The sequence below is a fragment of the Pseudomonas sp. D47 genome, from assembly GCF_045447305.1.
Taxonomy (GTDB): Bacteria; Pseudomonadota; Gammaproteobacteria; order Pseudomonadales; family Pseudomonadaceae; genus Aquipseudomonas.
Genome location: NZ_JBJGXU010000014.1, coordinates 72,946 through 94,091 on the forward strand (window position 1 = coordinate 72,946; position 21,146 = coordinate 94,091).

Sequence of the window (21,146 nt, forward strand, 5' to 3'; positions counted from 1 at the left end):
TGCCACCCATGCGCACCGAACAACCGAAGATGATTTACCTGAAGGACTATCAGGCGCCGGACTACCTGATTGAAGAGACGCACCTGACCTTCGAGTTGTTCGAGGACCACAGCCTGGTCCACGCGCAGCTGGTGATGCGCCGCAACCCCGAGCGCGGCGCCGGCCTGCCGCCGCTGTTGCTCGATGGCCAGCAGTTGGAGCTGTTGAGCGTCACCCTGGGCGACCGTGAACTGAGCGCAGCCGACTACCAGCTGACCGACAGCCACCTGACCCTGCACCCGACCAGCGACACCTTCACGGTCGACACCAGCGTGCGCATCCACCCGGAAACCAACACCGCCCTGGAAGGCCTGTACAAATCCAGCGGCATGTTCTGCACCCAGTGCGAGGCTGAAGGCTTCCGTAAAATCACCTATTACCTCGACCGCCCGGACGTGATGAGCACCTTCACCACCACCGTGATCGCCGAGCAACACCGCTACCCGGTGCTGCTGTCCAACGGCAACCCGATCGCCAGCGGCCCGGGTGAGGACGGCCGCCACTGGGCGACCTGGGAAGACCCGTTCAAGAAACCGGCCTACCTGTTCGCGCTGGTGGCCGGTGATTTGTGGTGTGTTGAAGACACCTTCACCACCATGACCCACCGCGAAGTGGCGCTGCGCATCTACGTCGAGCCAGAAAATATCGACAAGTGCCAGCACGCCATGAACAGCCTGAAAAAGTCCATGCGCTGGGATGAAGAGACCTACGGCCGCGAGTATGACCTCGACATCTTCATGATCGTGGCGGTCAATGACTTCAACATGGGCGCCATGGAGAACAAGGGCCTCAATATCTTCAACTCCAGCGCCGTGCTGGCCCGCGCCGAAACCGCCACCGACGCCGCGCACCAGCGGGTCGAGGCGATCGTCGCCCACGAATATTTCCACAACTGGTCGGGCAACCGCGTGACCTGCCGCGACTGGTTCCAGCTGTCGTTGAAGGAAGGCTTCACCGTGTTCCGCGACTCGGGCTTCTCGGCCGACATGAACTCGGCCACGGTCAAGCGCATTCAGGACGTGGCGTACCTGCGTACCCACCAGTTTGCCGAAGACGCCGGCCCCATGGCCCACGCCGTGCGCCCGGACAGCTTTATCGAAATCTCCAACTTCTACACCCTGACCGTGTACGAAAAGGGCTCGGAAGTGGTCGGCATGATCCACACCTTGCTCGGCGCCGAAGGCTTCCGCAAAGGCAGCGACCTGTACTTCGAACGCCATGACGGCCAGGCCGTGACCTGCGACGACTTCATCAAGGCCATGGAAGATGCGAACGGCGCCGACCTGACGCAGTTCAAGCGCTGGTACAGCCAAGCCGGCACGCCACGCCTGGTGGTGAGCGAGTCCTACGACGCCGCTGCCAAGACCTACAGCCTGACCTTCCGCCAGAGCTGCCCGCAAACCCCGGACAAGGTTGAAAAACTGCCGTTCGTGATTCCGATTGAGCTGGGCCTGCTGGACGCGAAGGGCGCCGCTATCGCCTTGCGCCTCGCCGGTGAGGCAAGCGCTGGCGCCACGTCCCGGGTGATTTCGGTGACCGAAGCCGAGCAGACCTTCACGTTCGTTGATATCGCCGAGCAGCCGTTGCCGTCGTTGCTGCGCGGCTTCTCGGCGCCGGTGAAACTGAGCTTCCCGTACAACCGCGACCAGCTGATGTTCCTGATGCAGCATGACAGCGACGGCTTTAACCGCTGGGATGCCGGCCAGCAACTGTCGGTGCAGGTGTTGCAGGAGCTGATCGGTCAGCATCAGGCGGGTCAGCCGCTGAAGCTGGATCAGCGCTTGATCGACGCGCTGCGCACGGTGTTGAGCGATGAAAGCCTGGACCAGGCGATGGTCGCCGAGATGCTCTCGCTGCCAAGCGAAGCCTACCTGACCGAAATCAGTGAAGTGGCGGATGTGGATGCGATCCACGCTGCCCGTGAGTTTGCCCGCAAGCAGCTGGCCGACAACCTCTATGAATCGCTGTGGCTGCGCTACCAGGCCAATCGCGAGCTGTCCAAGCAGACGCCGTACGTGGCGGCGGCCGAGCACTTTGCCCGTCGCGCCTTGCAGAACATCGCGCTGTCGTACCTGATGCTCAGCGGCAAGCCGCAAGTGCTGGTGGCGACGCTGGACCAGTTTGACACCAGCGACAACATGACCGAACGCCTGACCGCGCTGGCGGTGTTGGTGAATTCGCCGTTCGAGGCCGAGAAGGCCAAGGCGCTGGCGGTGTTTGCCGAGAACTTCAAGGACAACCCGTTGGTCATGGATCAGTGGTTCAGCGTGCAGGCTGGCAGCACCTTGCCGGGCGGGCTGGCGCGGGTCAACGCGTTGATGGAACACCCGGCGTTCAACATCAAGAACCCGAACAAGGTACGGGCACTGGTCGGCGCGTTTGCCGGGCAGAACCTGATCAACTTCCACGCGGCGGATGGCTCGGGCTACCGTTTCCTGGCGGACTTGGTGATCCAGTTGAACGCCTTCAATCCGCAGATCGCCTCGCGCCAGTTGGCGCCGTTGACTCGCTGGCGCAAATACGACAGCGCGCGCCAGGCGCTGATGAAGGCGCAGCTGGAGCGCATTCGTGCCTGCGGTGAGCTGTCCAGCGATGTGTTCGAGGTGGTCAGCAAGAGCCTTGCGTAAGTTCTGCGCTTGAAAAAAAACGGCCTGCTCAGGCCGTTTTTTTTCGTCTCAGTGGCCCAGCACTGTTAAATTCCTGTGGGATGAACCCGGTTGTTTGTACCGAACTGGCATTAGCAGCGGTTGAGGTGCCTTTTGGTGCCGCGACGCTTGGCGGTACGGCGCTGGGTGTGGGAGGATTTGGCAGTCTTGCGGCGAAGGAGGTTGCTGCTACTGCTGATGCTGCGGCAGCGGCTCGGAATTCTCAGGGTGCAAAAGGGCCGGGTTCTGCTGGTACGGGCACGACGGCGGGTAGTAATGTTGCAAGTACAACGCCTAAAGCTGGTGTTTTTTGGAATAAAACAACAGTTTTAGATAGGACTGTCTATCAACGTAACGACCTCTTTGACCCAGAAGCCCTATCGACCTGGAGAGTACGAGGTAAAACTGTTCAAGGCTCAAACCTTGAGAGGATGGCCTCGGGTCGAGCACCAATTGGGTATGATGGGAAATCAGTTGAGTTACATCATCTCTCGCAAACTGAAGTTAATGGATTCGCTGGTACTCGTGGTTCACTTGCAGAAGTTGGTTCTGTTTTCCATAGCCAGAATAGCAGTGTTCTTCATGCCCCATCCAATGCCGCTCAAAGCTTTAGGTATACTCGTTACAAAGACTCTGCAGAATACAGAAACCCTACGACTGATTATGTTTCAGTTCCTACGGATTTGAATGCAAAAACATTGACAAAGCAGGCTAAAGAGTTTAACTCTTATCAGTCGGATTATTGGAAGTTACGGGCTCGGAGCGGGGAGTAATTAGACGTGGATTATTCGAGAATAATTAATCTTATTAAAGAGTCGGATTCCGTTGAGTTTGCTGACTATGGTGACGGCATTGCTGATGAGTGGATTTATAAAGCTGAAACTCGTCTTGGGTTGAAATTGCCTGATAGCTATAAGTGGTGGCTGAAGTGTTATTCTGGAGGGGAAATATCTGGGGAGGAGATTTATAGTATCTACGAAATGGATTTTGATAGTGTAAGGGGGGGTGATATCGTTTATATGTCAATCGTTAACGGTCGAAATGGGTTGTGTGGGAAGGAGAGGCTATTTATCTGTGAACCGCCGGGTGCAGGGGAATCATTTTATTTTGCCACGGACGATGGTCTTCATGATGGGGAATATCCTGTTTATAGGCTTGATCTTTCTAATCAAACTTCTAGTTTGTATGCGAAAAACTTTATCGATTTCTTAGAAAAAAGAATAATTTCTTTCAGTTGAATAATGATTATGCGTTTAAAAATGGTTGAGAAAGGCTAGGTCCAAAAGGGCTTGGAAGTAAGGTCGATGACTTACTGCCAAACCTCAATACCCGGGTACTTACCGAGACTGAGGCAAGAGCCTTGGGTGGTGAAAATAAAGGTCTGATTTATGTCGCGGAAGGCCCAAAAGGAAAGCCTGCGGCGCAGGACTTTCAGGCGGGTACCAATGGCGCGTTTACTGATTTAGCGACAGGTAAAGGAGGGGTGCCGGCGCTGCGCTATACCAACCCCAATGAAAAAGGCGTCAATTTTGTTAAGTTTGACGGAATTGAGACGGCAGTTGATGGTTCGTCTGTTATGTTAATTGATGCAAAGACAAAGTTGGCCATCTGGAGCCCTTCAACGCAAAAGTCGGTTTTGGATACTTTGCAGCGTGTGAAATCTGCCGTTGATCAGAATCCCGGATATAAAGTTGTATATGAGTTTCCGAATCAAAAAGTTGAGGCTCAGGCTAAGGCTTTCATTCGGTCCAATGGTTTCGATAGCGTTGTTAGTGCTAGGACAAGAACCCCATGAGTGCAGCAGATATAGAACTATGGTTTTATGCGTGTCCTGATAAAACTCTATCTATAAATCAGCGACATGCTGAAATCATGGATAGCATGTCTCGGATTGGTGCTCCTTTAGGGTTTGCGGGTCTTGAGCTTCCGGCTACCCCGAGTTGCGGCGACGGGTTAGTTGCTACCTATACAGTTAAACTTCCCATCAGAGGGCTCCGGTGTGTGGGGGACTATGCGTATCGTGGTGATCGATACATATATGAAGATAGGGCTTCCTATGACGAGCACTTGCGGTTTGGATTTAAGATATCAAACAAGGCTATTGATTATAAACTTGTTGTGAATGAGCACTTACCAAAAGTGATTGAGGCGTTCAAGGGATATAGGGCTCATGTATCCTATGATCTGTATGGTTTGTATTATCAAGGAGGGTTGAACGATGACAACGAGGTTTATAATCGGTTGCGTGAGGACAAAACTTTAGATATTGATGGGCGCAACAATATTTATACGCTATATCCTGCCCAGTTCTGGGATGCAGCCCTTTGTCAGCGTGCTCTAGGCTATGGCCCTGATGAAGTAATTTCACGATTGGAAGGCAAGTGTCGTATGGCGGTACGGCTGATGGGTGGGGTCTATTTAATTCTCAATGATGACCCGAACATGTCCTATGAAACTTTTGTACAAATGAATGAACAGATCAAGCCGATCTTAGGGCTGGTCTAGTGGGCATATATTGAAGGAAAGGGGTTTATTTGAATTTAGGATTTATGAAATGGTCCAAAAGGCTCATCTGCACTTAAGTATGTAGATGAGCCCCCGTTTAATCCTGCTGGCTCAGTGGGAGCCGCTCAGCCTTGGTCAATGAAGGGCCGTATCAAGCATGTGGAGCTGCCGACTCAGGGTAAAATTCGATATATACCGCCGGAGAACTATAATCCATCTCGCCCCCTTCCTCGTGGTCCGAGCAAAGGGAAATAGGGGGCAGACCACGATTTTTCCGAGGTGGATTTTTAGCAGTTAGTTGTTAAAATAACGGGGTCAGACCACGATTTTTTTAGATGTGATTTTTGTTAGTTGGTTGATATATGGTTTTTAGATTTAGCTCTTTAATGATTTGGGATTTATTTTTTCGAAAAAAGAATACGATTTTTAGGGTTTTGGCGCTTTTCCGTCTAAATAGAAAGGTGTAATCGTGGTCTGCCCCCCTTTTTATTTGCTATTTATTTGTGGTCTGACCACTATTTATTTTCTCACATTAATACATGGGCTTATTCGCGGGGTAAAGGATCCGGTAAAGCAATAAAGCAGGTTGTACCATTTGAGGGTAATGAGAAAGCCTTTGAAACGATATTGAAACAGCTAAACAGGTAGATTAAATGACGTTGTTTGAAGAGTGCAAAGAGGCACTTGGTGCTGATTTTAATGTGGTCGAGGGGCAAGCTCTTCAGGATGTTATTGAGGTCTTGCATGGGTTTCCCTTTGCACAAGGAAACGTCATGTGGACAGAGATGAAAAGCTCGGATTATGAAAATATTGAGGCTTTATTGAGCGCGCATCCTATAAGAGATGATGATGTGTTCGTCTTTGCAGATGATAAAAGTGTTCCAGTATTTCGAACCAATTTAAAATTAGTTTCTGAAAATATTTATGATGTAATAGCGTTGTCGCCGAAATTACTTATTTTTAATAATGAGGTGATTCTGGAGCCTTTATTTCCAACTGAAATGTTCCGCTTGGGTATGAAAGCCAATGCTCCGTAGAGCAAGCCCCAAAAAAGCGGGATAGATTTATTTCGTTTTCCGAAGCGCAGTGTCGCTTAAATAAATCTATCCCCTTTATTCTCAGTAGCAAGGTAGATATGTATACAGTTCATGGTGAGCGGAGGTGGAACTCTAGCTATTGGTGGTCGGTTGTCAGGTCAAGTAGGAATACAATTTGGTCCATATTTCCCGAAGGCCGGGGTAACGGACAGAAATAATACTTTTAGCCTTGGCGAGGGAATGGGGACCGTTGAGATATCTTATGAAAAAGACGGTATCGGGTTTGGCTTAGGGATCCGGCCCTCTTTGGGCTGGAGTGGTGTGTCGAAGAGTATAGGTGACCAACAAGTCGATTTAAATGGCTCCTCCGGTACCGAGATCTACAACTACAACTTTAATAAAGGGGAGTAGAGATGAAGGTTGAGATGATTTTGGGTGCTATTTCTATATTGGCTTTTTTTTATGTCGTTCTACATCTATGCTAAGGCTCGTGATTTGAACTTGAGCTCTGCCGGCGCTATGAGTGACTATTTTAGCGGCCTTTTTTTCCTTAGAGAAGAATATGCCGGGGTGACGCTGAGAAGGATTTCTTTGTTTTTGGGCATTCCTTTCATATATGTCTATAAATACTTAGTCGATGATTCTGGTACTGAGTGTTTTCCACTGATCGTGTCGGTTTGGGCTGCGGTGTTGTATTTTCGAATAACTTCAAGGCATTACAAAAATAACAACATAGGCTCCATTGATTTTTTTTATGTTTTTCTAGTAAATAGGGGTGAGGGTGTTCAAGGTGTTTTTTTGTGGCTTGTAAGAGTGATTTATATTCTTTCGATTGCATATGCTTTTTGGGTCGGAAGGTAGTAGGTGGGATTTTTCTATTTTCGAATTTTGGTCGTAGCTAAAATCCCAACTGAATCGCCCCTAGTTTCGTAGACACCTTCGCGCCTTAAAATGAGGCCAATCAGGAGGATACGAATCAGTTTTAGGCGCCGCTTGCACCCAACACTTAACGCAGTGCATGTTCAATACGCGGCCGATTACTGTATTTGGACCTCTCGCTCTTCATCATGCAGCTTGAAGGTCGCCTCTAGCTGAGCGTTTACGCAGTCATCCGGCCCGCGCTCTCGCTCATGGATGGCAGCTATCGGCTCTGACACTTAGAGCCAGCGGTGGCCGTCGAAAGACTTCCATGGTCGGTAGTGTTGTAGCTGCTTCATAGTGGTTGGGATTTTAGCTACGACCAAAATTCGGAAATAGAAAAATCCCACCTATGGCCGAGGGCGCGCGCCGGTATTTAGTAAGTTGCCACCCGCTGCGAGGTCGCCATCGAAAACAAAATGATCTGCGTCAGCTATTCAGTCAGACGGCTTTTTTACTGCTGACATTTTCTGACAGGGGGCTCTGCTAAGCTGCGGCACATTTTCGTTTTTCAGGCGGGATCAACGTGTCGCGTACCACTCGTCTACTGACTTTGCTCCAAGCCCTGCGCGGCAAAAAACGCCCGGTAACAGCCGCCGTACTGGCTGCACAGCTGGAAGTTTCCGAGCGCACGCTGTACCGCGATATCGCCGAATTGACTGCCTTGGGCGCACCGATTTTCGGCGAGGCCGGGGTAGGGTATGTGTTGCGCAGCGGCTTGTTTCTGCCGCCATTGATGCTCAACGCCGACGAAACCGAAGCGATCGTGCTGGGCTTGCGCTACGTGGATCAGCGCGGTGATGAGGTACTGAGCCGCGCCGCCGCGAACGCTTTGGCGAAGATTGCCGATGTGCTTGACCCGACGGCGCAGGAAGCCTTGCGTAACCCGACGCTGCTGCCGGGCCCGCCGGGGTTTGGCTATCCGGAAAACCGTGTGCCGCTTAATGTGTTTCGCGAGGCCATTCGCAATCAGGCCAAATTGCATATCGATTACGCAGACGCGAGCCAAACCCAGAGCCAGCGCCTGATCTGGCCGCTGGCCCTGGGCTTTCTCAACGAGGTACGGGTGATCGTGGCCTGGTGTGAATTGCGCGGTGCCTATCGCACTTTTCGCACCGACCGGGTGGCCGCCGCCCAAGCCCACGGCGAGCGTTATCCGGGGCGACGCAGCGACTGGCTACGCGCCTGGCGCAAGTTGATGGAGCAGAATGAAACCGGGCCGTTTACTCCTGACAAAAACTGACACAGCCCTGGCTTAGCATGGCGTTACAAATCACCAAACAAGGAGCTGTGCCATGTCTACTGCTGAATTGGCGCCGGCCATCGTGGCCTATATCACTGCGACGAATACCCGCGACATTTCGTCCGTTTCCGATTGGTTTGCCGAGGACGCCAACGTGTTCGATGAGGGCGAGCATCAGGCCGGCAGTGCCGCCATTGCCCGCTGGATGGAAGACACCGGGCGTCGCTACCAGCCGCGGGTCGAAGTACTCAACGTGCAGCATCGCACCGGCAAGGTGTTGGTCAGTAATGTGGTTTCCGGCAATTTCCCCGGTAGCCCGCTGGAGCTGCGCTACACCTTCCGCCTGAACGGGCAGGGCAAGATTTCACGGCTGGATATCTCCGTGTAAGTCATACTGGCACGCATGACTTTCGACTCGCCTCTCGCCGCTTACCAACACGCCATCGCCCAGCAAGGGTTCGTCCCCGACGACGCCCAGTGCCAGGCGGTGCAAGCCCTGCAAGCCTGCCACGAGGCCTTGCATCAAGGCCGCGCGCCCATCACCGGGGTTTATCTGTGGGGGCCGGTGGGGCGCGGCAAAACCTGGTTGATGGACCAGTTCTACCAAAGCCTGCGGGTGCCCGCGCGACGCCAGCATTTCCATCACTTCATGGGCTGGGTGCATCAGCGCTCGTTCCAGCTCAGCGGTATCCAGGACCCTTTGCAGGCCTTGGCCCGGGAACTCGCCCGGGAAGTGCGTGTGCTGTGTTTCGATGAGCTGTTCGTGAATGACATCGGTGACGCGATCATTCTCGGCCGCTTGTTCCAGGTGATGTTCGAGGAGGGCGTGGTGGTGGTCTGCACGTCGAATCAGCCGCCCGACCAGCTCTACGCCGGCGGCTTCAATCGCGAGCGTTTCCTGCCGGGCATTGAGGCGATCAAGCAGCACATGCAAGTGGTGGCGGTAGACGGTGGTGAAGATCACCGGTTGCATCCTGGTGTGGGCCTGCAACGCTACTGGGTGAACCAGCCGGATGCACTCGCCACGGTATTCAAGCAACTGAGTGAAGGGCAGGCGGTGAGCGGCGGGGCGGTCACGGTTGGCTATCGTTCGATTGTGGCGGTGCAGTCCAGCGACACGGTGCTGTGGTGCCGCTACTGTGATCTGTGCGAACAGCCGCTGGCGGCCATGGACTTTATGCTGCTGTGCGACCGCTTCAAGGCGATTCTGCTGGGTGAAGTCCCCAACCTGAGCGCGCAAAAACGCCCGGCGCGCATTGCCCGGGGCACCGAAGATGCTGCCCAGCGCGTCGTGGCCGGTGATCGTGAGTTACCTGAATTGTCGGTGCATGATGACAGCGTGCGGCGTTTTATAGCGCTGGTGGACGAGTGTTATGACCGTAAAGTGCCGTTGTTCATCGAGGCCCGCGTGCCGCTGCAAAACCTCTACACCGAAGGCTATCTGGAGTTTGCATTTCGACGGACCCTGAGCCGCTTACAAGAGATGCAACTTCAACGTTTCGGCGCATAGGAAAAATCCGAGGCTGATGGCGCCTGTTAATGCGCACAACCTTCGCGCTTTCTATCGGGCATTTGTAGTTAATCTCCTTCATCTACTGCCGGCTCCGCGCTTACAATTGTTCCCCTCAAAGGGAGCCTATTCCCTTGTTGTCGTGATTGAGGAAGGACATGGACACCCCAGACATCCTGGTGCTGCAAGCCAGCTACACCAACCCCGTTCATGCCGAGGCCATCGGCCTGGTGCTTAACCATTACGCCGAAGACCCAATGGGCGGCGGCCATACGTTGCCTGCGGACTTGCTGCAGCAACTGCCCGCCGAACTGGCCAAGCGCGCCCACGCGTTCAGCGTACTGGCGTTTGTCGGCGGCGAGCCGGCGGGGTTGGTTAACTGCTTTGAAGGGTTCTCGACGTTTGCTTGCCGCCCGTTGGTCAACGTTCACGACGTGGTGGTGATGAATCAGTTTCGGGGCCTGGGGTTGAGTCAGAAAATGTTGCAGAAGGTCGAAGAGATCGCGCGTCAGCGTGGTTGCTGCAAGATCACCCTGGAGGTGCTCGAGGGCAATGAGGTGGCTCAGTCGGCGTATCGCAAGTTCGGTTTTGATGATTCGATTTTTGACCCGGCTCACGGGCGCATGTTGTTCTGGAATAAACCGCTTTAATAGTTGCGGTTATTAAACTCAAAACAAAAAAAGGCGCCATTAAATGGCGCCAAGTTAACCTTTGCCAACGGAGCGGAATGGCGCAGGGTAGTGCGGATTAACTAAGTATTAAATTAGCTGTTCGGTTTTTGCTCGGCATCCGGTTGTTCGGTAGTGCGAGGCTTTACAGTCTTGCCATCGGCAATCGCTGTTTTGTCAGCCGTGCCGTGTGTCTTTTGCTGCATGAATGTGAAGTCGTTGTAAAACTGCTTGGAGCGCTCTGAACCGCCTTCTGCAAAGGCGGCAGCGGAGGTCAGGGTCATCAGGCTGGCAAGCATCAAGGTCGAGAGTTTCATGGCAGTATTCCCATTAAGAGTGATAGGTTTCCGGTCGCTCCTTGATCAGATTCATGGGGCGAGTTTGGAGGGGCCTTATTAAGAGGGAATTAACGGGGCGCGCCCCAAAAGTTAACGATTGTGTTAACTTCGGGGGCGTGGCTTAAAGCCTCCAGTCCAGCGCGAGCGTGATAGAGCGCGGGTCTCCCCAATACACGCCATTATAAAAGCCGATACGTTCGTAATATTTTTTATCAAATAGATTATTGACGTTAACTGATGCCGAAACATGCTCGTCGAACTGATAACGCGACATCAGGTTGACCACGGTGTAGGCCTGTTGGGTGATCTTCGCCCGCGTGGTGATCAGGTTGCCCTCGCCATCCCGGGCGCCCGTCGGGCGGTTGCTGAAGTCATACGTGTCGCTCTGCCAGTTGACCGCGCCACCGACGGTCAGCTTGTGCCACGCGCCAGGCAGCCGGTAGGCGCTGGAGACCTTCAGCAGGTTGAGTGGCTGTTCGGTATTGTTGCGTTTGCCTGAGCCATTCAGCGAGTGGGTATAGGTGTAGCCGGCAGTCACATTCCAATCGCGCATGACTTCACCGGCGACCTCCAGTTCGAAGCCCTTTACCTTGTTACCTTTGCCACCGGATTTGTAGTACTCCTCGCCTGTGGTCGGGTTCGGTGGGACCGAGTCGTCCCGTTCTGCCACGTTGTCCTGGGTGCTCCAGAAATAAGCCGCGGCCACATTCAAGCGCTGTTCCAGCAGGCTGCCTTTGAGGCCCACCTCGTAATTGCTACCTACGACGGGTTCCAGGTACTTGTTACTTGCGTCGAGGGCGTCCTGTGGTGTGAAAATATCGGTGTAACTGGCGTAGACCGTGTACTCCGGCGTCAGGTCATAGAGCAGCCCGGCATAAGGCGTCCACATATCATTGTGCGTCTGGCGGGACTTGTCGCTGTTCTTCAGCTGGTCGTTGGCGTCATAGTCAGGGACGGCCGTTTCGTATTCCCAGCTGCCATAACGGCTGCCCAGCACGGCGTGCAGGCGATCGGTCAGGTTCAGTTGAGTGGCAAGGTAACCCGCCTTTTGTTTTTTATTGCTGTGTTCACCTTTGAGGTGGGTGACCGTGTCGGGAAACTTGCCGATCCCGCCCATGTATTTCCAGTCGTCGATGGTGTTGTACCCGTCTGGTGTTTTGCCCCTGCGCATAAATGGTGAGGTGTCGCGTTGCGCGGCTTCCGCATACCCCACCATCAGCTTGTGCTCGCGACCGGCAAGCGCATAAGTCCCGGCGAGGCTGAGGTCAATGGCCTCCATTCTGGAGGTGCCGAGCATATGGCTGCTCCAGGCGTTCATGCCGCTGCGATTTTCATTAGGAAAGCCGGCGCCGCCATAGTAGACCTTGCCGTCTGTATCGCTTTGACGATGGGTATAGGCCGCTTTCAGGTGCCAGTCACCCGCGAGCCGATGGTCCAGCGTCACGAAGGTGGTCTTGTCCGTCAGTGGCCAGGAACTCCAATCCGCCGCCATGTTGGTGGAACGCGAGAGCTTGGCCTTGCCGCCTTGGCTATTCCAGTAAGGCACGGTGCCCCAGGAGGTACCTTGCACGTGCTTGTCCTGGTAATCAAAGCCTACGGCCAGCACGGTGTCGTCTGAAAGATCGCCCTCTAGAATGCCGTAGCCGACGGTGCGCTGCAGCCCGTAGTTGTCACGGATCGACTTGCTGTCGCGGTAGGCCAGCACGCTGCGCCCGCGTAAGCGACCGTCAAATGCCAGTGGGCCGCCCACATCCACGTAGCTGTAGTAGTTGTCATGGCTGCCAGCGCTCACGCCGGTCTTGGCCTGCCATTTTGCGGTAGGGCGCTTGCGTACCATGTTGACGGTGGCCGAGGGGTCGCCTGCACCGGTGGTCAGCCCCGTGGCACCGCGGACGACCTCGATGCGGTCGTAGATGATGGTGTCGGCGTCTGACTTCATATACCCGAAGGTACTGAGCATACCGTCAACCTGGTAGTTAGTAATGCCATAGCCACGGGAGGTATAGGAAACGCGGTCGGAGTCGTTGTGCTGGACGTTGACACCCGTGGTCTGGCGCAGCACGTCGGTCAGGGTGTTGAGATTGAAGTCGTCCATCTGTTGGCGGGTGATCACCGAGATCGACTGCGGGGTTTCTTTAATGGACAGGTCGAGCTTGGTCGCCGTACTCATCGAGCCCGTGGTGTAGGCCCCGGTGTGCTCGGTGTTGGCGCCCAGGCCTTCGGCGGTGATGCTTGTGGCGCCCAGCTCAAGGGCTTTCGCCGGAGGGTGTTCGGGGTCGGTTTCAGCCAGCAGGTCCGGGCTTAAAACAGCGCCAAACAGGCCAAGGGTGAGGGTCATGGAACGGGTAAAAGGCGCGAACATCGCGGTAGACTCCTTGTCGTCTTTGAGGCCGCCCCGGAAAGGGAAGGCCATGGCTCAAAGACGAAAGGAGGCGGGGAACTTTAGGCTTAAACGAGAATGATTGTTATCTTTCTGTTGCAGAGCCCTCAACTATTTGGCAACCACCTCAGCCGCATCCGGCTTCTTCGGCTTGATCAAGCTGAAATCGATCAGGCCTTTTTTCTGGGCGATATAGGGGTCGCCAATCATCAATGGGCGCGGCTTGAAGCTGTCATTGACCAGGCTTTTGCTGCGGTCCCATTCATCGAAGCTCAGCCCGGCGAGGTCTGCCCAGGTGTGAATCAATTGCGAACTGCTGGAGGGCCGCTGCAGGCTGCTTGCGAAGCTCCAGTTGTGGGTTTCGCGCCATTTCTGTGAGGCGTACGCCATGAAGGGAATGGTGTACATCGGTGCCGTCGGCTTGCCCTCGTTACGCCCCAGGGTGCTGTGGCCGACCGAGTCGTACACGTCTTCGCCGTGGTCTGACAGGTAAAGCAGGAAACCGTTGGGATCGGTCTTGGCGTAGTCCTTGATCAGGCTTGATACCACGAAGTCGTTGTACAGCACGGCGTTGTCGTAGCTGTTGTAGACCGGCAGCTGCGCGTCGCTGATGCCCGGCGGTACGCCCTGGCGATCGGTGAATTTGTCGAAGGTCGGCGGGTAGCGGTACTGATAGCTCATGTGCGTACCCAGCAGGTGCACCACGATGAACTTGCGCTCGGTGGGATCGGCCATGGCCTTGGCAAACGGTGCCAGCACGTCGCCGTCGTATTGGCGGGCGTTCTGGTTGCGGTTGTTATTGAGATACACCTGCTCGTCGGCCTGTTCGGAGAAGGTCGTGAGCATGGTGTTGCGCTTGGTCATGGTCTGCTGGTTGGTGATCCAGTAGGTCTTGTAGCCGGCTTGTTTCATCACGCTGATGATTGACGGCGTCTTGAGGTACAGGTCCGGGTTCTCTTCATCGGCGAAGGTCAGCACCTGTTGCAGCGCTTCAATGGTGTAGGGGCGCGGGGTGATGACGTTATCGAACACCGCCAGTTGGTCGCGCAGCTTGTCCAGTTCCGGCGTGGTGTTGCGCGGGTAGCCGTAAAGGCTCATGCGCTGACGGTTGGTGGATTCACCGATGACCAGCACCAGGGTCGACGGCTGGCCGGCCATGCTGTCCTTGAGGTTCTTCAGGGGCGGGATCTGGCTGGCGCTGGTCAGCATGCCTTGCATACTGTTCAACTGTTCGGTGTAACGGCGGTAAGCGACGATCATCTGCCACGGCACCGCAGGTTCGATGCGGGTCTCGAAACCGTCGATGGCGTGTTCCATGCTGTCATTGGTAGCAATCTGTTTGACCAGCGGGTAACCGACCACGGCCAATGCGATGGCGGTCGCCGCCAGTATCGACTGGCCACGCGGCAAGTAAACCGGACGCACGCGGGTCCACAGAAAAACAGCCAGGGCGGTATGGGCGATGAACGCCAGCACGATCCACCAGGCAAAGTATTGGGTGGCGTATTCGCCGGCTTCAGAGATGTTCGACTCGAACATGATGAAGATGACGCTTTGCGAAAATTCCTGCTGGTAGATGAAGAAGTAACCCAGGCTGGCCATGGAGCAGGCCCACAGCACCACACCGATCAAGGCGGCGAGCAAGCGTGTACGCCGTGGGAATAGCAGCATCGGCGCCAGCCACAGCGCACTCATGAAGAACGCTTGGCGAAAACCGCTGAAACCGGAGGTGCCGGTCAGTTGGATCAGAAGTTGGGTAATACCCGAGAAGTACCAGAAAAACAGGAACAGCCAGCCAAGGCCAGCCCAATCAAAGCCTTTCGCAGACTTCGTGCTGCGTTTGAACATCGCCATCCAGCGCTCCAACCCGATAATTGCCAGTCGTCGCGCAGGAATGCGCGCAACAGAGGGCCACCGCACGTGGGCGGCCCTTTTCGGCGGGAGTATCGGGAGGAAGATGTGAAAACTTTGTGAGTTATTCCTGAACGGCTCGTTCAGCTTACGTTCAGCAAAGGGCGGGCTGGGTGCCGGAGGCTAGGTTGATTTGGGCCTGAAGGTGTGAGCGCAGGCGCAGCACTTCCTGCTGCAACTGATCGCGCTCGTCTTTCAACTGGCGCAATTCATCGCGTCGGACGCTGACGTAGAGGGTCTGTGGCGGGCGGGTCATCTGTGCTGTGCTCATTGCTTACCTCGCAAATAGCCGGTAGATCGCGGTGCCGGAACGCTTGAATCAAGGTTCTCGACAACAGTCGGAAGCAATTCTGAATTCTTTTTTGAATCAAGGGAACTTTTTTATTTTTGATGGTCTTGTGACTTTTTGGGCCGTGATGCTGAAACGATGGCTATTTTTTTGTCATGAAACTACACGGATCTGCTCTGGACTAACCCTCATTAGCCTCATTGCGCTATAAACTATGTCACACATTTTTTAGCAGTTAGGAGCATCAGCACATGCAACTGGGGATTATCGGACTAGGCCGCATGGGCGGTAACATTGCGCGGCGCCTGATGCTCAATGGGCATACCACCGTTGTATACGACCGTAACGAAGCATTTGTAAAAGGCTTGAGCGAGGAGGGCGCCACCGGCGTCGCCGACTTGAAAGCCCTGGTAGCCGGCCTGCAAAAGCCGCGCGCCGTTTGGGTCATGCTGCCTGCAGGCGATCCGACTGAAAACACCATCAATGAACTGAGCGAACTGCTGGAAGACGGTGATGTGATCATCGACGGCGGCAACACCAACTATAAGGATGACGTACGTCGCGCTAAAGCGCTGTCGGAAAAAGGCCTGCACTATGTCGACGTCGGCACCTCTGGCGGCGTTTGGGGCTTGGAACGTGGCTATTGCATGATGATCGGTGGCGACGCCGAGACCGTGCAGCGCCTCGACCCGATCTTCGCCAGCCTGGCTCCGGGCCTGGGTAATATCCCACGCACCAAGGACCGTTCCGCCCAAGCTGACAGCCGCGCCGAGCACGGCTACATCCATGCTGGCCCGGCCGGTTCCGGGCACTTTGTGAAGATGATTCACAACGGCATCGAGTACGGGATGATGCAGGCCTTTGCCGAAGGCTTCGACATCCTCAAAACCAAGAACTCGGAAAACCTGCCGCAAGACCAGCGCTTTGACCTCAACGTCGCCGACATCGCCGAAGTCTGGCGCCGTGGCAGCGTGGTCTCGTCCTGGCTGCTGGACCTGACTGCCGACGCCCTGGCTACCGACCCGAAACTCGACGGTTACTCAGGCTCCGTGGCCGACAGCGGTGAAGGCCGCTGGACCATCGAAGCGGCCATGGAGCAAGCGGTGCCGGTACCGGTATTGTCCACCTCGTTGTTCGCGCGTTTCCGTTCCCGCCAGCAGAGCACCTACGGTGACAAAATGCTGTCTGCCATGCGCTTCGGCTTTGGCGGCCATGTGGAGACTTCCAAAAAATGACCGTTAACGGCAAGAAACCCAAGGCCGAACCCGCTCCACCCACCACGCTGTTTCTGTTTGGCGCCCATGGCGACCTAGTCAAGCGCCTGCTGATGCCTGCGCTTTACAACCTGAGTCGTGACGGGCTGCTGGGCGATGGCCTGCGCATTGTCGGCGTTGATCACAACGCCATCAGTGACGCCGACTTCGCCAAGAAGCTCGAGGATTTCATCCGCACCGAGGCCGCGAGCAAGGTCAAGGGCAATGCCGACAACGCCCTGGACCCTGAGCTGTGGGCGCAGTTGGCCAAAGGTATCAGCTACGTCGAGGGTGACTTCCTCGACGACAGCACCTATGCCGACATCAGCAAGAAAATCGCCGACAGCGGCACCGGTAACGCGGTGTTCTACCTGGCCACTGCACCGCGCTTCTTCAGTGAAGTGGTGCAGCGCCTGGGCAGCGCCGGTTTGCTCAACGAAACCGATGACGCGTTCCGTCGTGTGGTGATCGAAAAGCCGTTCGGCTCTGACCTCGCCACCGCTGAAGCGCTGAACGCGTGCCTGCTCAAGGTGATGAGCGAGAAGCAGATCTATCGCATCGACCATTACCTGGGCAAGGAAACGGTGCAGAACATTCTCATCAGCCGTTTCTCCAACGTGCTGTTCGAAGCGTTCTGGAACAACCATTACATCGACCACGTGCAAATCACCGCGGCGGAAACCGTCGGCGTGGAAACCCGGGGTAATTTCTTCGAAAAAACCGGCACCCTGCGCGACATGGTGCCCAACCACCTGTTCCAGCTGCTGGCGATGGTCGCCATGGAGCCGCCGGCAGCGTTTGGCGCCGATGCGGTACGCGGTGAGAAAGCCAAGGTCGTCGGGGCCATCCGGCCCTGGTCACTGGAAGATGCGCGGGCTAACTCGGTACGCGGCCAGTACACCGCCGGCCAGATCGGCGGCAAGGCGCTTCCCGGTTACCGCGAAGAAGCCAACGTCGCGCCCGACAGCAGCACCGAGACGTTCGTGGCCCTCAAGGTGATGATCGACAACTGGCGCTGGGTCGGCGTGCCGTTCTACCTGCGCACCGGCAAGCGCATGAGCATTCGCGACACTGAAATCGTGATCTGCTTTAAGCACGCGCCTTACGCGCAGTTCCGCGATACCGAAGTGGATGAGCTCAAGCCCACCTACCTCAAAATCCAGATCCAGCCGAACGAAGGCATGTGGTTCGACCTGTTGGCGAAAAAACCTGGGCCGACCCTGGAAATGGCCAATATCGAGTTGGGTTTCGACTACAAGGACTTCTTCGAGATGCAGCCGTCTACGGGTTACGAAACCCTGATCTACGACTGCATGACCGGTGATCAGACCCTGTTCCAGCGCGCCGACAACATCGAAAACGGCTGGCGTGCGGTGCAGCCGTTCCTGGATGCCTGGAAAGAAGACGACGGTATCCAGGCCTACAAGGCCGGTGAAGATGGCCCGGCCGCTGCCGATGCCTTGCTGGCCCGCGATGGCCGCACCTGGCATAGCCTCGGATGAGTGACGCCGCGATCCATCCCATCCGGTTTGTACTGAGTGATATGGACGGCACGTTGCTGCGCGCTGACCACACGCCTAGCCAGCGCACCATCGACACGGTGCGCGCTTTGCGCGAGGCCGGGGTGTTCTTCAGCTTGGCCAGCGGGCGGCCGCCCAAGGCCATGATGCAGATGGTCGAAGCGTTTGGCATTGATGTGCCGGTAGCGGGCTTTAATGGCGGTACGTTGGTCAACCCCGATGGCAGCATACTGCTGGCGCATCATCTGCCGGCAGACGCGGCATTGGTTGCGCTGGCGCTGTTCAGCGCAGAGCCGGACGTAGAAGTCTGGCTGTTTGCCGACGGTGATTGGCTGCGCCGTGACCCGCCTGGCCCTATGGTCGCGCGGGAAGCGGATGGCTTGGGCTACGGGCCGGTGGTGGTCGAGAGTTTCGAGCCGTACCTGGATCGAGTCGACAAGATCGTCGCCGCCAGTCACAACACGCAATTGCTCAAAGAGTTGGAAGCACAGCTGCAACCCAAGGTCGAAGGGTTGGCGCATGTGTCGCGCTCACAACCTGTGTACCTGGACGTGACCGCCATGCTCGCCAACAAGGGTGAAGCCCTGAAGACCCTGGCGGCGCACCTTGGGGTGCCGCTTGAGCAAACGCTGGCCATCGGTGACGGTGGCAACGACCCGGCGATGTTTCACGTGGCAGGGTTGTCGATTGCCATGGGCCAGGCCGAAGAAGTGGTCAAGCGTCAAGCCAGCGTCGTCACCGGCAGTAATATCGAGGATGGCGCAGCCGAAGCTATCGAGCGGTTTATTCTCGCGCAGAAGTAACTGCGCCAGTTTGAATTGGCCACGCTCTAACAGCGAACTTGCGATCATTGTTTCTGCTTGCAGACAATGATCGCAAGTTGCTGCCTCGCATTACTTCGGCATTGCCCACGATTGCAACTGATGGCCATCTTTGTCGAGTTCGGCGCGCGCCTGCAACAACAAATCTTCCAGTTGCGCCGGGTCGGTATAGGCACTCGAAGACAGTTGTTTGCTGCCGATACGGGTATTGGTACGGTCGATGACGCTCAGGCTGAGGGCGCCATTGCCATCGTGCCAGGCCACGCACTGAAAGGGCTGGAAAGCACGGTCTGCGATCAAAAGAGCTTCGTTGATGCGGAGCGGGGCGTTCATGTGGGTGTTCTCTCTAAATGCCCATTCAAGTGAGTGCCGTCGGTTGGGCGAGCCAAACGGCTAGTTACTTGTACTGATGCACGATGGCGGGGTACGGGTCACATCCTAGAGCAAGAAATTTTAACTTTCCGTGATTAACGTCATGTAAGCGGCTGTTTTGGAAGCTGAATGAACGTTTCGGCGCGCCTCTAGTTTTTAGTCGAAAAGTCCGGGAGGTGGCTTTTTGCCAACACTTATAGCGAAACGGTACAAGGCGCGCGTCAATACCTTGCTAGTGTTAGCGTCAGGCATCACAAACCATTGTTTCTAAATAACTTTAATAATTCTGGCGCCAAGGAATAGTCATGGTTGTTACACCTGCCCAACGTCGCCTGCTGGTGGTCGAGCCCTGTGACGACTGCCATGGGCTATTGCCCGGCCTGCGCACCGCCGGGTGGGAAGTGGACAGCTGTGCCCTAGGTGCGGTGGGCGATCGCTCGTGTGATGTGGGCTTGCTGCGCTTGCAGCCCGAGCACCTTGAACGCCCAGAAGCGGTCAAGGAATTGATCAGCCGCAGTGGTACCGAATGGATCGCCGTGCTCAGCCCGGATGTTCTGCGTCTGCAAAAAGTCGGTGATTTTGTCTGCGAATGGTTTTTCGACTTCCACACATTGCCTTTTGATGTGGCACGCGTGCAGGTCACGCTGGGGCGCGCGTTCGGCATGGCACGCCTGCGCGGCAAAGGCTACGCGCTGGTCGACGAGCCGGAACATGAACTGCTCGGCGACAGCCGACCCATCCGTGAACTGCGTAAATTGCTGGCTAAGCTTGCGCCCACCGAATCGCCGGTACTGATTCGCGGCGACAGCGGCACCGGTAAAGAGCTGGTGGCCAAGACCCTGCATCGCCAATCCCAGCGGCATGCCAAGCCATTTGTCGCGATCAACTGCGGCGCGATCCCCGAACACTTGATTCAGTCCGAGCTGTTCGGCCATGAAAAAGGTGCGTTTACCGGCGCGCACCAGCGCAAGGTCGGGCGCATTGAGGCGGCCCACGGTGGCACGCTGTTCCTTGACGAGATCGGCGATTTGCCGATGGAACTGCAAGCCAACCTGCTGCGTTTTCTGCAGGAAAAACAAATCGAACGCGTCGGCGGCAGCCAGCCCATCCCGGTGGATGTGCGCGTACTGGCGGCGACACACGTCGACCTGGAAGCGGCGGTAGCGAAGGGCACTTTTCGTGAAGACTTGTATTACCGGCTCAATGTCCTGCAGGTGATTACCGCGCCGCTGCGTGAGCGCCATGGCGACGTGGCGATGCTGGCCAATCACTTTTCGCGCTTTTACAGCCAGGAAACCGGGCGTCGCCCACGCAGTTTCAGCGAAGATGCGCTGGTGGCGATGGGGCAACACCCGTGGCCGGGCAATGTGCGCGAGTTGGCCAACCGTGTACGCCGTGGCTTGGTGCTGGCGGAAGGGCGGCAGATCGAAGCCGTTGATCTGGGGCTGCAAGTTGAGCAGGCAATCGCGCCACCGATGGCTACACTGGAAGATTACAAGCACCGCGCCGAACGTCAGGCGCTGTGCGATGTGCTCAACCGGCACAGCGACAACCTGAGTGTCGCGGCCCGTGTGCTGGGGGTTTCCCGGCCGACCTTCTACCGGTTGCTGCACAAACACCAGATCCGCTAGGGCGGGTAAACCGAAAAGCCCCGCAACGACCCTTATCGTTGCGGGGCTTTTCTTTGTGGCCAGGGA

General features: G+C 55.9%; 22 protein-coding genes. 17 read left to right on the plus strand and 5 right to left on the minus strand.

The features are described from left to right. Positions 1–8 precede the first annotated feature (8 nt). The 13 genes from pepN (at position 9) to ACI77I_RS12345 (ending at position 10,547) form a co-directional block, all read left to right on the plus strand. On the plus strand, positions 9–2,666 hold the full coding sequence (gene pepN, locus ACI77I_RS12285; RefSeq protein ID WP_406997657.1) for an aminopeptidase N: 2,658 nt from the start codon (positions 9–11) through the stop codon (positions 2,664–2,666). Positions 2,667–2,746: 80 nt separating this feature from the next. Continuing rightward, positions 2,747–3,457 carry an HNH/ENDO VII family nuclease gene (locus tag ACI77I_RS12290; RefSeq protein ID WP_406997659.1) on the plus strand — a complete coding sequence of 237 codons (711 nt, stop codon included), beginning with the start codon at positions 2,747–2,749 and terminating at the stop codon, positions 3,455–3,457. A gap of 6 nt (positions 3,458–3,463) precedes the next feature. Beyond that, entirely contained in the window at positions 3,464–3,922 is a 459-nt protein-coding gene (locus ACI77I_RS12295) for an SMI1/KNR4 family protein (RefSeq protein ID WP_406997661.1), read from the plus strand. A gap of 122 nt (positions 3,923–4,044) precedes the next feature. Then, complete coding sequence (locus ACI77I_RS12300; protein ID WP_406997663.1) at positions 4,045–4,479, plus strand: hypothetical protein; 435 nt, start codon at positions 4,045–4,047, stop codon at positions 4,477–4,479. Beyond that, complete coding sequence (locus tag ACI77I_RS12305) at positions 4,476–5,189, plus strand: hypothetical protein (protein WP_406997665.1); 714 nt, start codon at positions 4,476–4,478, stop codon at positions 5,187–5,189. Before ACI77I_RS12300 ends, ACI77I_RS12305 begins: the two co-directional genes overlap by 4 nt. A 138-nt stretch (positions 5,190–5,327) precedes the next feature. Beyond that, positions 5,328–5,444, plus strand: coding sequence for a polymorphic toxin type 17 domain-containing protein (locus ACI77I_RS12310; protein WP_406997666.1), 117 nt, complete (start codon positions 5,328–5,330; stop codon positions 5,442–5,444). Between the two features lie 398 nt (positions 5,445–5,842). Continuing rightward, the gene (locus ACI77I_RS12315) at positions 5,843–6,226 is read left to right on the plus strand and encodes a hypothetical protein (protein ID WP_406997668.1); all 384 of its coding nucleotides are present in this window, start codon (positions 5,843–5,845) and stop codon (positions 6,224–6,226) included. Positions 6,227–6,337: 111 nt separating this feature from the next. Beyond that, positions 6,338–6,637 (plus strand): polymorphic toxin type 25 domain-containing protein, encoded by a 300-nt coding sequence (locus ACI77I_RS12320; RefSeq protein ID WP_406997670.1) that lies wholly within the window; start codon positions 6,338–6,340, stop codon positions 6,635–6,637. Positions 6,638–6,688: 51 nt separating this feature from the next. After that, on the plus strand, positions 6,689–7,087 hold the full coding sequence (locus ACI77I_RS12325) for a hypothetical protein (protein WP_406997672.1): 399 nt from the start codon (positions 6,689–6,691) through the stop codon (positions 7,085–7,087). A 583-nt stretch (positions 7,088–7,670) separates the two neighbouring features. Further along, the gene (locus ACI77I_RS12330; RefSeq protein WP_406997673.1) at positions 7,671–8,387 is read left to right on the plus strand and encodes a helix-turn-helix transcriptional regulator; all 717 of its coding nucleotides are present in this window, start codon (positions 7,671–7,673) and stop codon (positions 8,385–8,387) included. A 52-nt stretch (positions 8,388–8,439) separates the two neighbouring features. Then, complete coding sequence (locus tag ACI77I_RS12335) at positions 8,440–8,775, plus strand: nuclear transport factor 2 family protein (protein WP_406997675.1); 336 nt, start codon at positions 8,440–8,442, stop codon at positions 8,773–8,775. Positions 8,776–8,790: 15 nt separating this feature from the next. Beyond that, on the plus strand, positions 8,791–9,897 hold the full coding sequence (gene zapE / locus ACI77I_RS12340) for a cell division protein ZapE (protein WP_406997677.1): 1,107 nt from the start codon (positions 8,791–8,793) through the stop codon (positions 9,895–9,897). Positions 9,898–10,055: 158 nt separating this feature from the next. Then, on the plus strand, positions 10,056–10,547 hold the full coding sequence (locus ACI77I_RS12345; RefSeq protein WP_094950669.1) for a GNAT family N-acetyltransferase: 492 nt from the start codon (positions 10,056–10,058) through the stop codon (positions 10,545–10,547). 113 nt (positions 10,548–10,660) lie between these two features. Here the strand turns inward: ACI77I_RS12345 and ACI77I_RS12350 are convergent, their stop codons facing one another. From ACI77I_RS12350 to ACI77I_RS12365, 4 genes are all read right to left on the minus strand, one after another. Continuing rightward, the gene (locus ACI77I_RS12350; protein WP_094950670.1) at positions 10,661–10,882 is read right to left on the minus strand and encodes a hypothetical protein; all 222 of its coding nucleotides are present in this window, start codon (positions 10,880–10,882) and stop codon (positions 10,661–10,663) included. A gap of 142 nt (positions 10,883–11,024) precedes the next feature. Then, positions 11,025–13,265 carry a TonB-dependent siderophore receptor gene (locus ACI77I_RS12355; RefSeq protein WP_406997678.1) on the minus strand — a complete coding sequence of 747 codons (2,241 nt, stop codon included), beginning with the start codon at positions 13,263–13,265 and terminating at the stop codon, positions 11,025–11,027. A 129-nt stretch (positions 13,266–13,394) separates the two neighbouring features. Then, positions 13,395–15,137, minus strand: a complete 1,743-nt coding sequence (locus ACI77I_RS12360; RefSeq protein WP_406997695.1) for a phosphoethanolamine transferase CptA — start codon at positions 15,135–15,137, stop codon at positions 13,395–13,397. Between the two features lie 151 nt (positions 15,138–15,288). Further along, positions 15,289–15,465, minus strand: coding sequence for a DUF6026 family protein (locus ACI77I_RS12365; RefSeq protein ID WP_155296013.1), 177 nt, complete (start codon positions 15,463–15,465; stop codon positions 15,289–15,291). A gap of 269 nt (positions 15,466–15,734) precedes the next feature. Between ACI77I_RS12365 and gnd the strand changes: the two genes are divergently transcribed. The 3 genes from gnd to ACI77I_RS12380 are packed head-to-tail and all read left to right on the plus strand — an operon-like array spanning position 15,735 to position 19,059. After that, a complete protein-coding gene (gene gnd / locus ACI77I_RS12370) occupies positions 15,735–16,718 on the plus strand; it encodes a phosphogluconate dehydrogenase (NAD(+)-dependent, decarboxylating) (RefSeq protein WP_406997679.1) in 984 nt (327 codons plus the stop codon). Further along, positions 16,715–18,238, plus strand: a complete 1,524-nt coding sequence (zwf, locus tag ACI77I_RS12375) for a glucose-6-phosphate dehydrogenase (RefSeq protein WP_094950674.1) — start codon at positions 16,715–16,717, stop codon at positions 18,236–18,238. Before gnd ends, zwf begins: the two co-directional genes overlap by 4 nt. Further along, positions 18,235–19,059 carry an HAD family hydrolase gene (locus ACI77I_RS12380; RefSeq protein WP_094950675.1) on the plus strand — a complete coding sequence of 275 codons (825 nt, stop codon included), beginning with the start codon at positions 18,235–18,237 and terminating at the stop codon, positions 19,057–19,059. The genes zwf and ACI77I_RS12380 overlap by 4 nt, the downstream gene beginning before the upstream one ends. Positions 19,060–19,149: 90 nt before the next feature. Here the strand turns inward: ACI77I_RS12380 and ACI77I_RS12385 are convergent, their stop codons facing one another. Then, positions 19,150–19,410, minus strand: a complete 261-nt coding sequence (locus ACI77I_RS12385; RefSeq protein ID WP_083358686.1) for a hypothetical protein — start codon at positions 19,408–19,410, stop codon at positions 19,150–19,152. A 344-nt stretch (positions 19,411–19,754) separates the two neighbouring features. On the opposite strand from ACI77I_RS12385, the gene ACI77I_RS12390 reads away from it, so the two are divergent. Continuing rightward, positions 19,755–21,080, plus strand: coding sequence for a sigma 54-interacting transcriptional regulator (locus tag ACI77I_RS12390; protein WP_406997680.1), 1,326 nt, complete (start codon positions 19,755–19,757; stop codon positions 21,078–21,080). Positions 21,081–21,146: the final 66 nt, after the last annotated feature.

Coding starts and splice junctions, on each gene's coding strand:
- pepN (WP_406997657.1), top strand. CDS start 9: ATGCGCACCGAACAACCGAAGATGATTTACCTGAAGGACTATCAGGCG.
- ACI77I_RS12290 (WP_406997659.1), top strand. CDS start 2,747: ATGAACCCGGTTGTTTGTACCGAACTGGCATTAGCAGCGGTTGAGGTG.
- ACI77I_RS12305 (WP_406997665.1), top strand. CDS start 4,476: ATGAGTGCAGCAGATATAGAACTATGGTTTTATGCGTGTCCTGATAAA.
- ACI77I_RS12310 (WP_406997666.1), top strand. CDS start 5,328: ATGAAGGGCCGTATCAAGCATGTGGAGCTGCCGACTCAGGGTAAAATT.
- ACI77I_RS12315 (WP_406997668.1), top strand. CDS start 5,843: ATGACGTTGTTTGAAGAGTGCAAAGAGGCACTTGGTGCTGATTTTAAT.
- ACI77I_RS12320 (WP_406997670.1), top strand. CDS start 6,338: ATGGTGAGCGGAGGTGGAACTCTAGCTATTGGTGGTCGGTTGTCAGGT.
- ACI77I_RS12325 (WP_406997672.1), top strand. CDS start 6,689: ATGTCGTTCTACATCTATGCTAAGGCTCGTGATTTGAACTTGAGCTCT.
- ACI77I_RS12335 (WP_406997675.1), top strand. CDS start 8,440: ATGTCTACTGCTGAATTGGCGCCGGCCATCGTGGCCTATATCACTGCG.
- zapE (WP_406997677.1), top strand. CDS start 8,791: ATGACTTTCGACTCGCCTCTCGCCGCTTACCAACACGCCATCGCCCAG.
- ACI77I_RS12345 (WP_094950669.1), top strand. CDS start 10,056: ATGGACACCCCAGACATCCTGGTGCTGCAAGCCAGCTACACCAACCCC.
- ACI77I_RS12350 (WP_094950670.1), bottom strand. CDS start 10,882: ATGAAACTCTCGACCTTGATGCTTGCCAGCCTGATGACCCTGACCTCC.
- ACI77I_RS12355 (WP_406997678.1), bottom strand. CDS start 13,265: ATGTTCGCGCCTTTTACCCGTTCCATGACCCTCACCCTTGGCCTGTTT.
- ACI77I_RS12360 (WP_406997695.1), bottom strand. CDS start 15,137: ATGGCGATGTTCAAACGCAGCACGAAGTCTGCGAAAGGCTTTGATTGG.
- ACI77I_RS12365 (WP_155296013.1), bottom strand. CDS start 15,465: ATGAGCACAGCACAGATGACCCGCCCGCCACAGACCCTCTACGTCAGC.
- gnd (WP_406997679.1), top strand. CDS start 15,735: ATGCAACTGGGGATTATCGGACTAGGCCGCATGGGCGGTAACATTGCG.
- zwf (WP_094950674.1), top strand. CDS start 16,715: ATGACCGTTAACGGCAAGAAACCCAAGGCCGAACCCGCTCCACCCACC.
- ACI77I_RS12380 (WP_094950675.1), top strand. CDS start 18,235: ATGAGTGACGCCGCGATCCATCCCATCCGGTTTGTACTGAGTGATATG.
- ACI77I_RS12385 (WP_083358686.1), bottom strand. CDS start 19,410: ATGAACGCCCCGCTCCGCATCAACGAAGCTCTTTTGATCGCAGACCGT.
- ACI77I_RS12390 (WP_406997680.1), top strand. CDS start 19,755: ATGGTTGTTACACCTGCCCAACGTCGCCTGCTGGTGGTCGAGCCCTGT.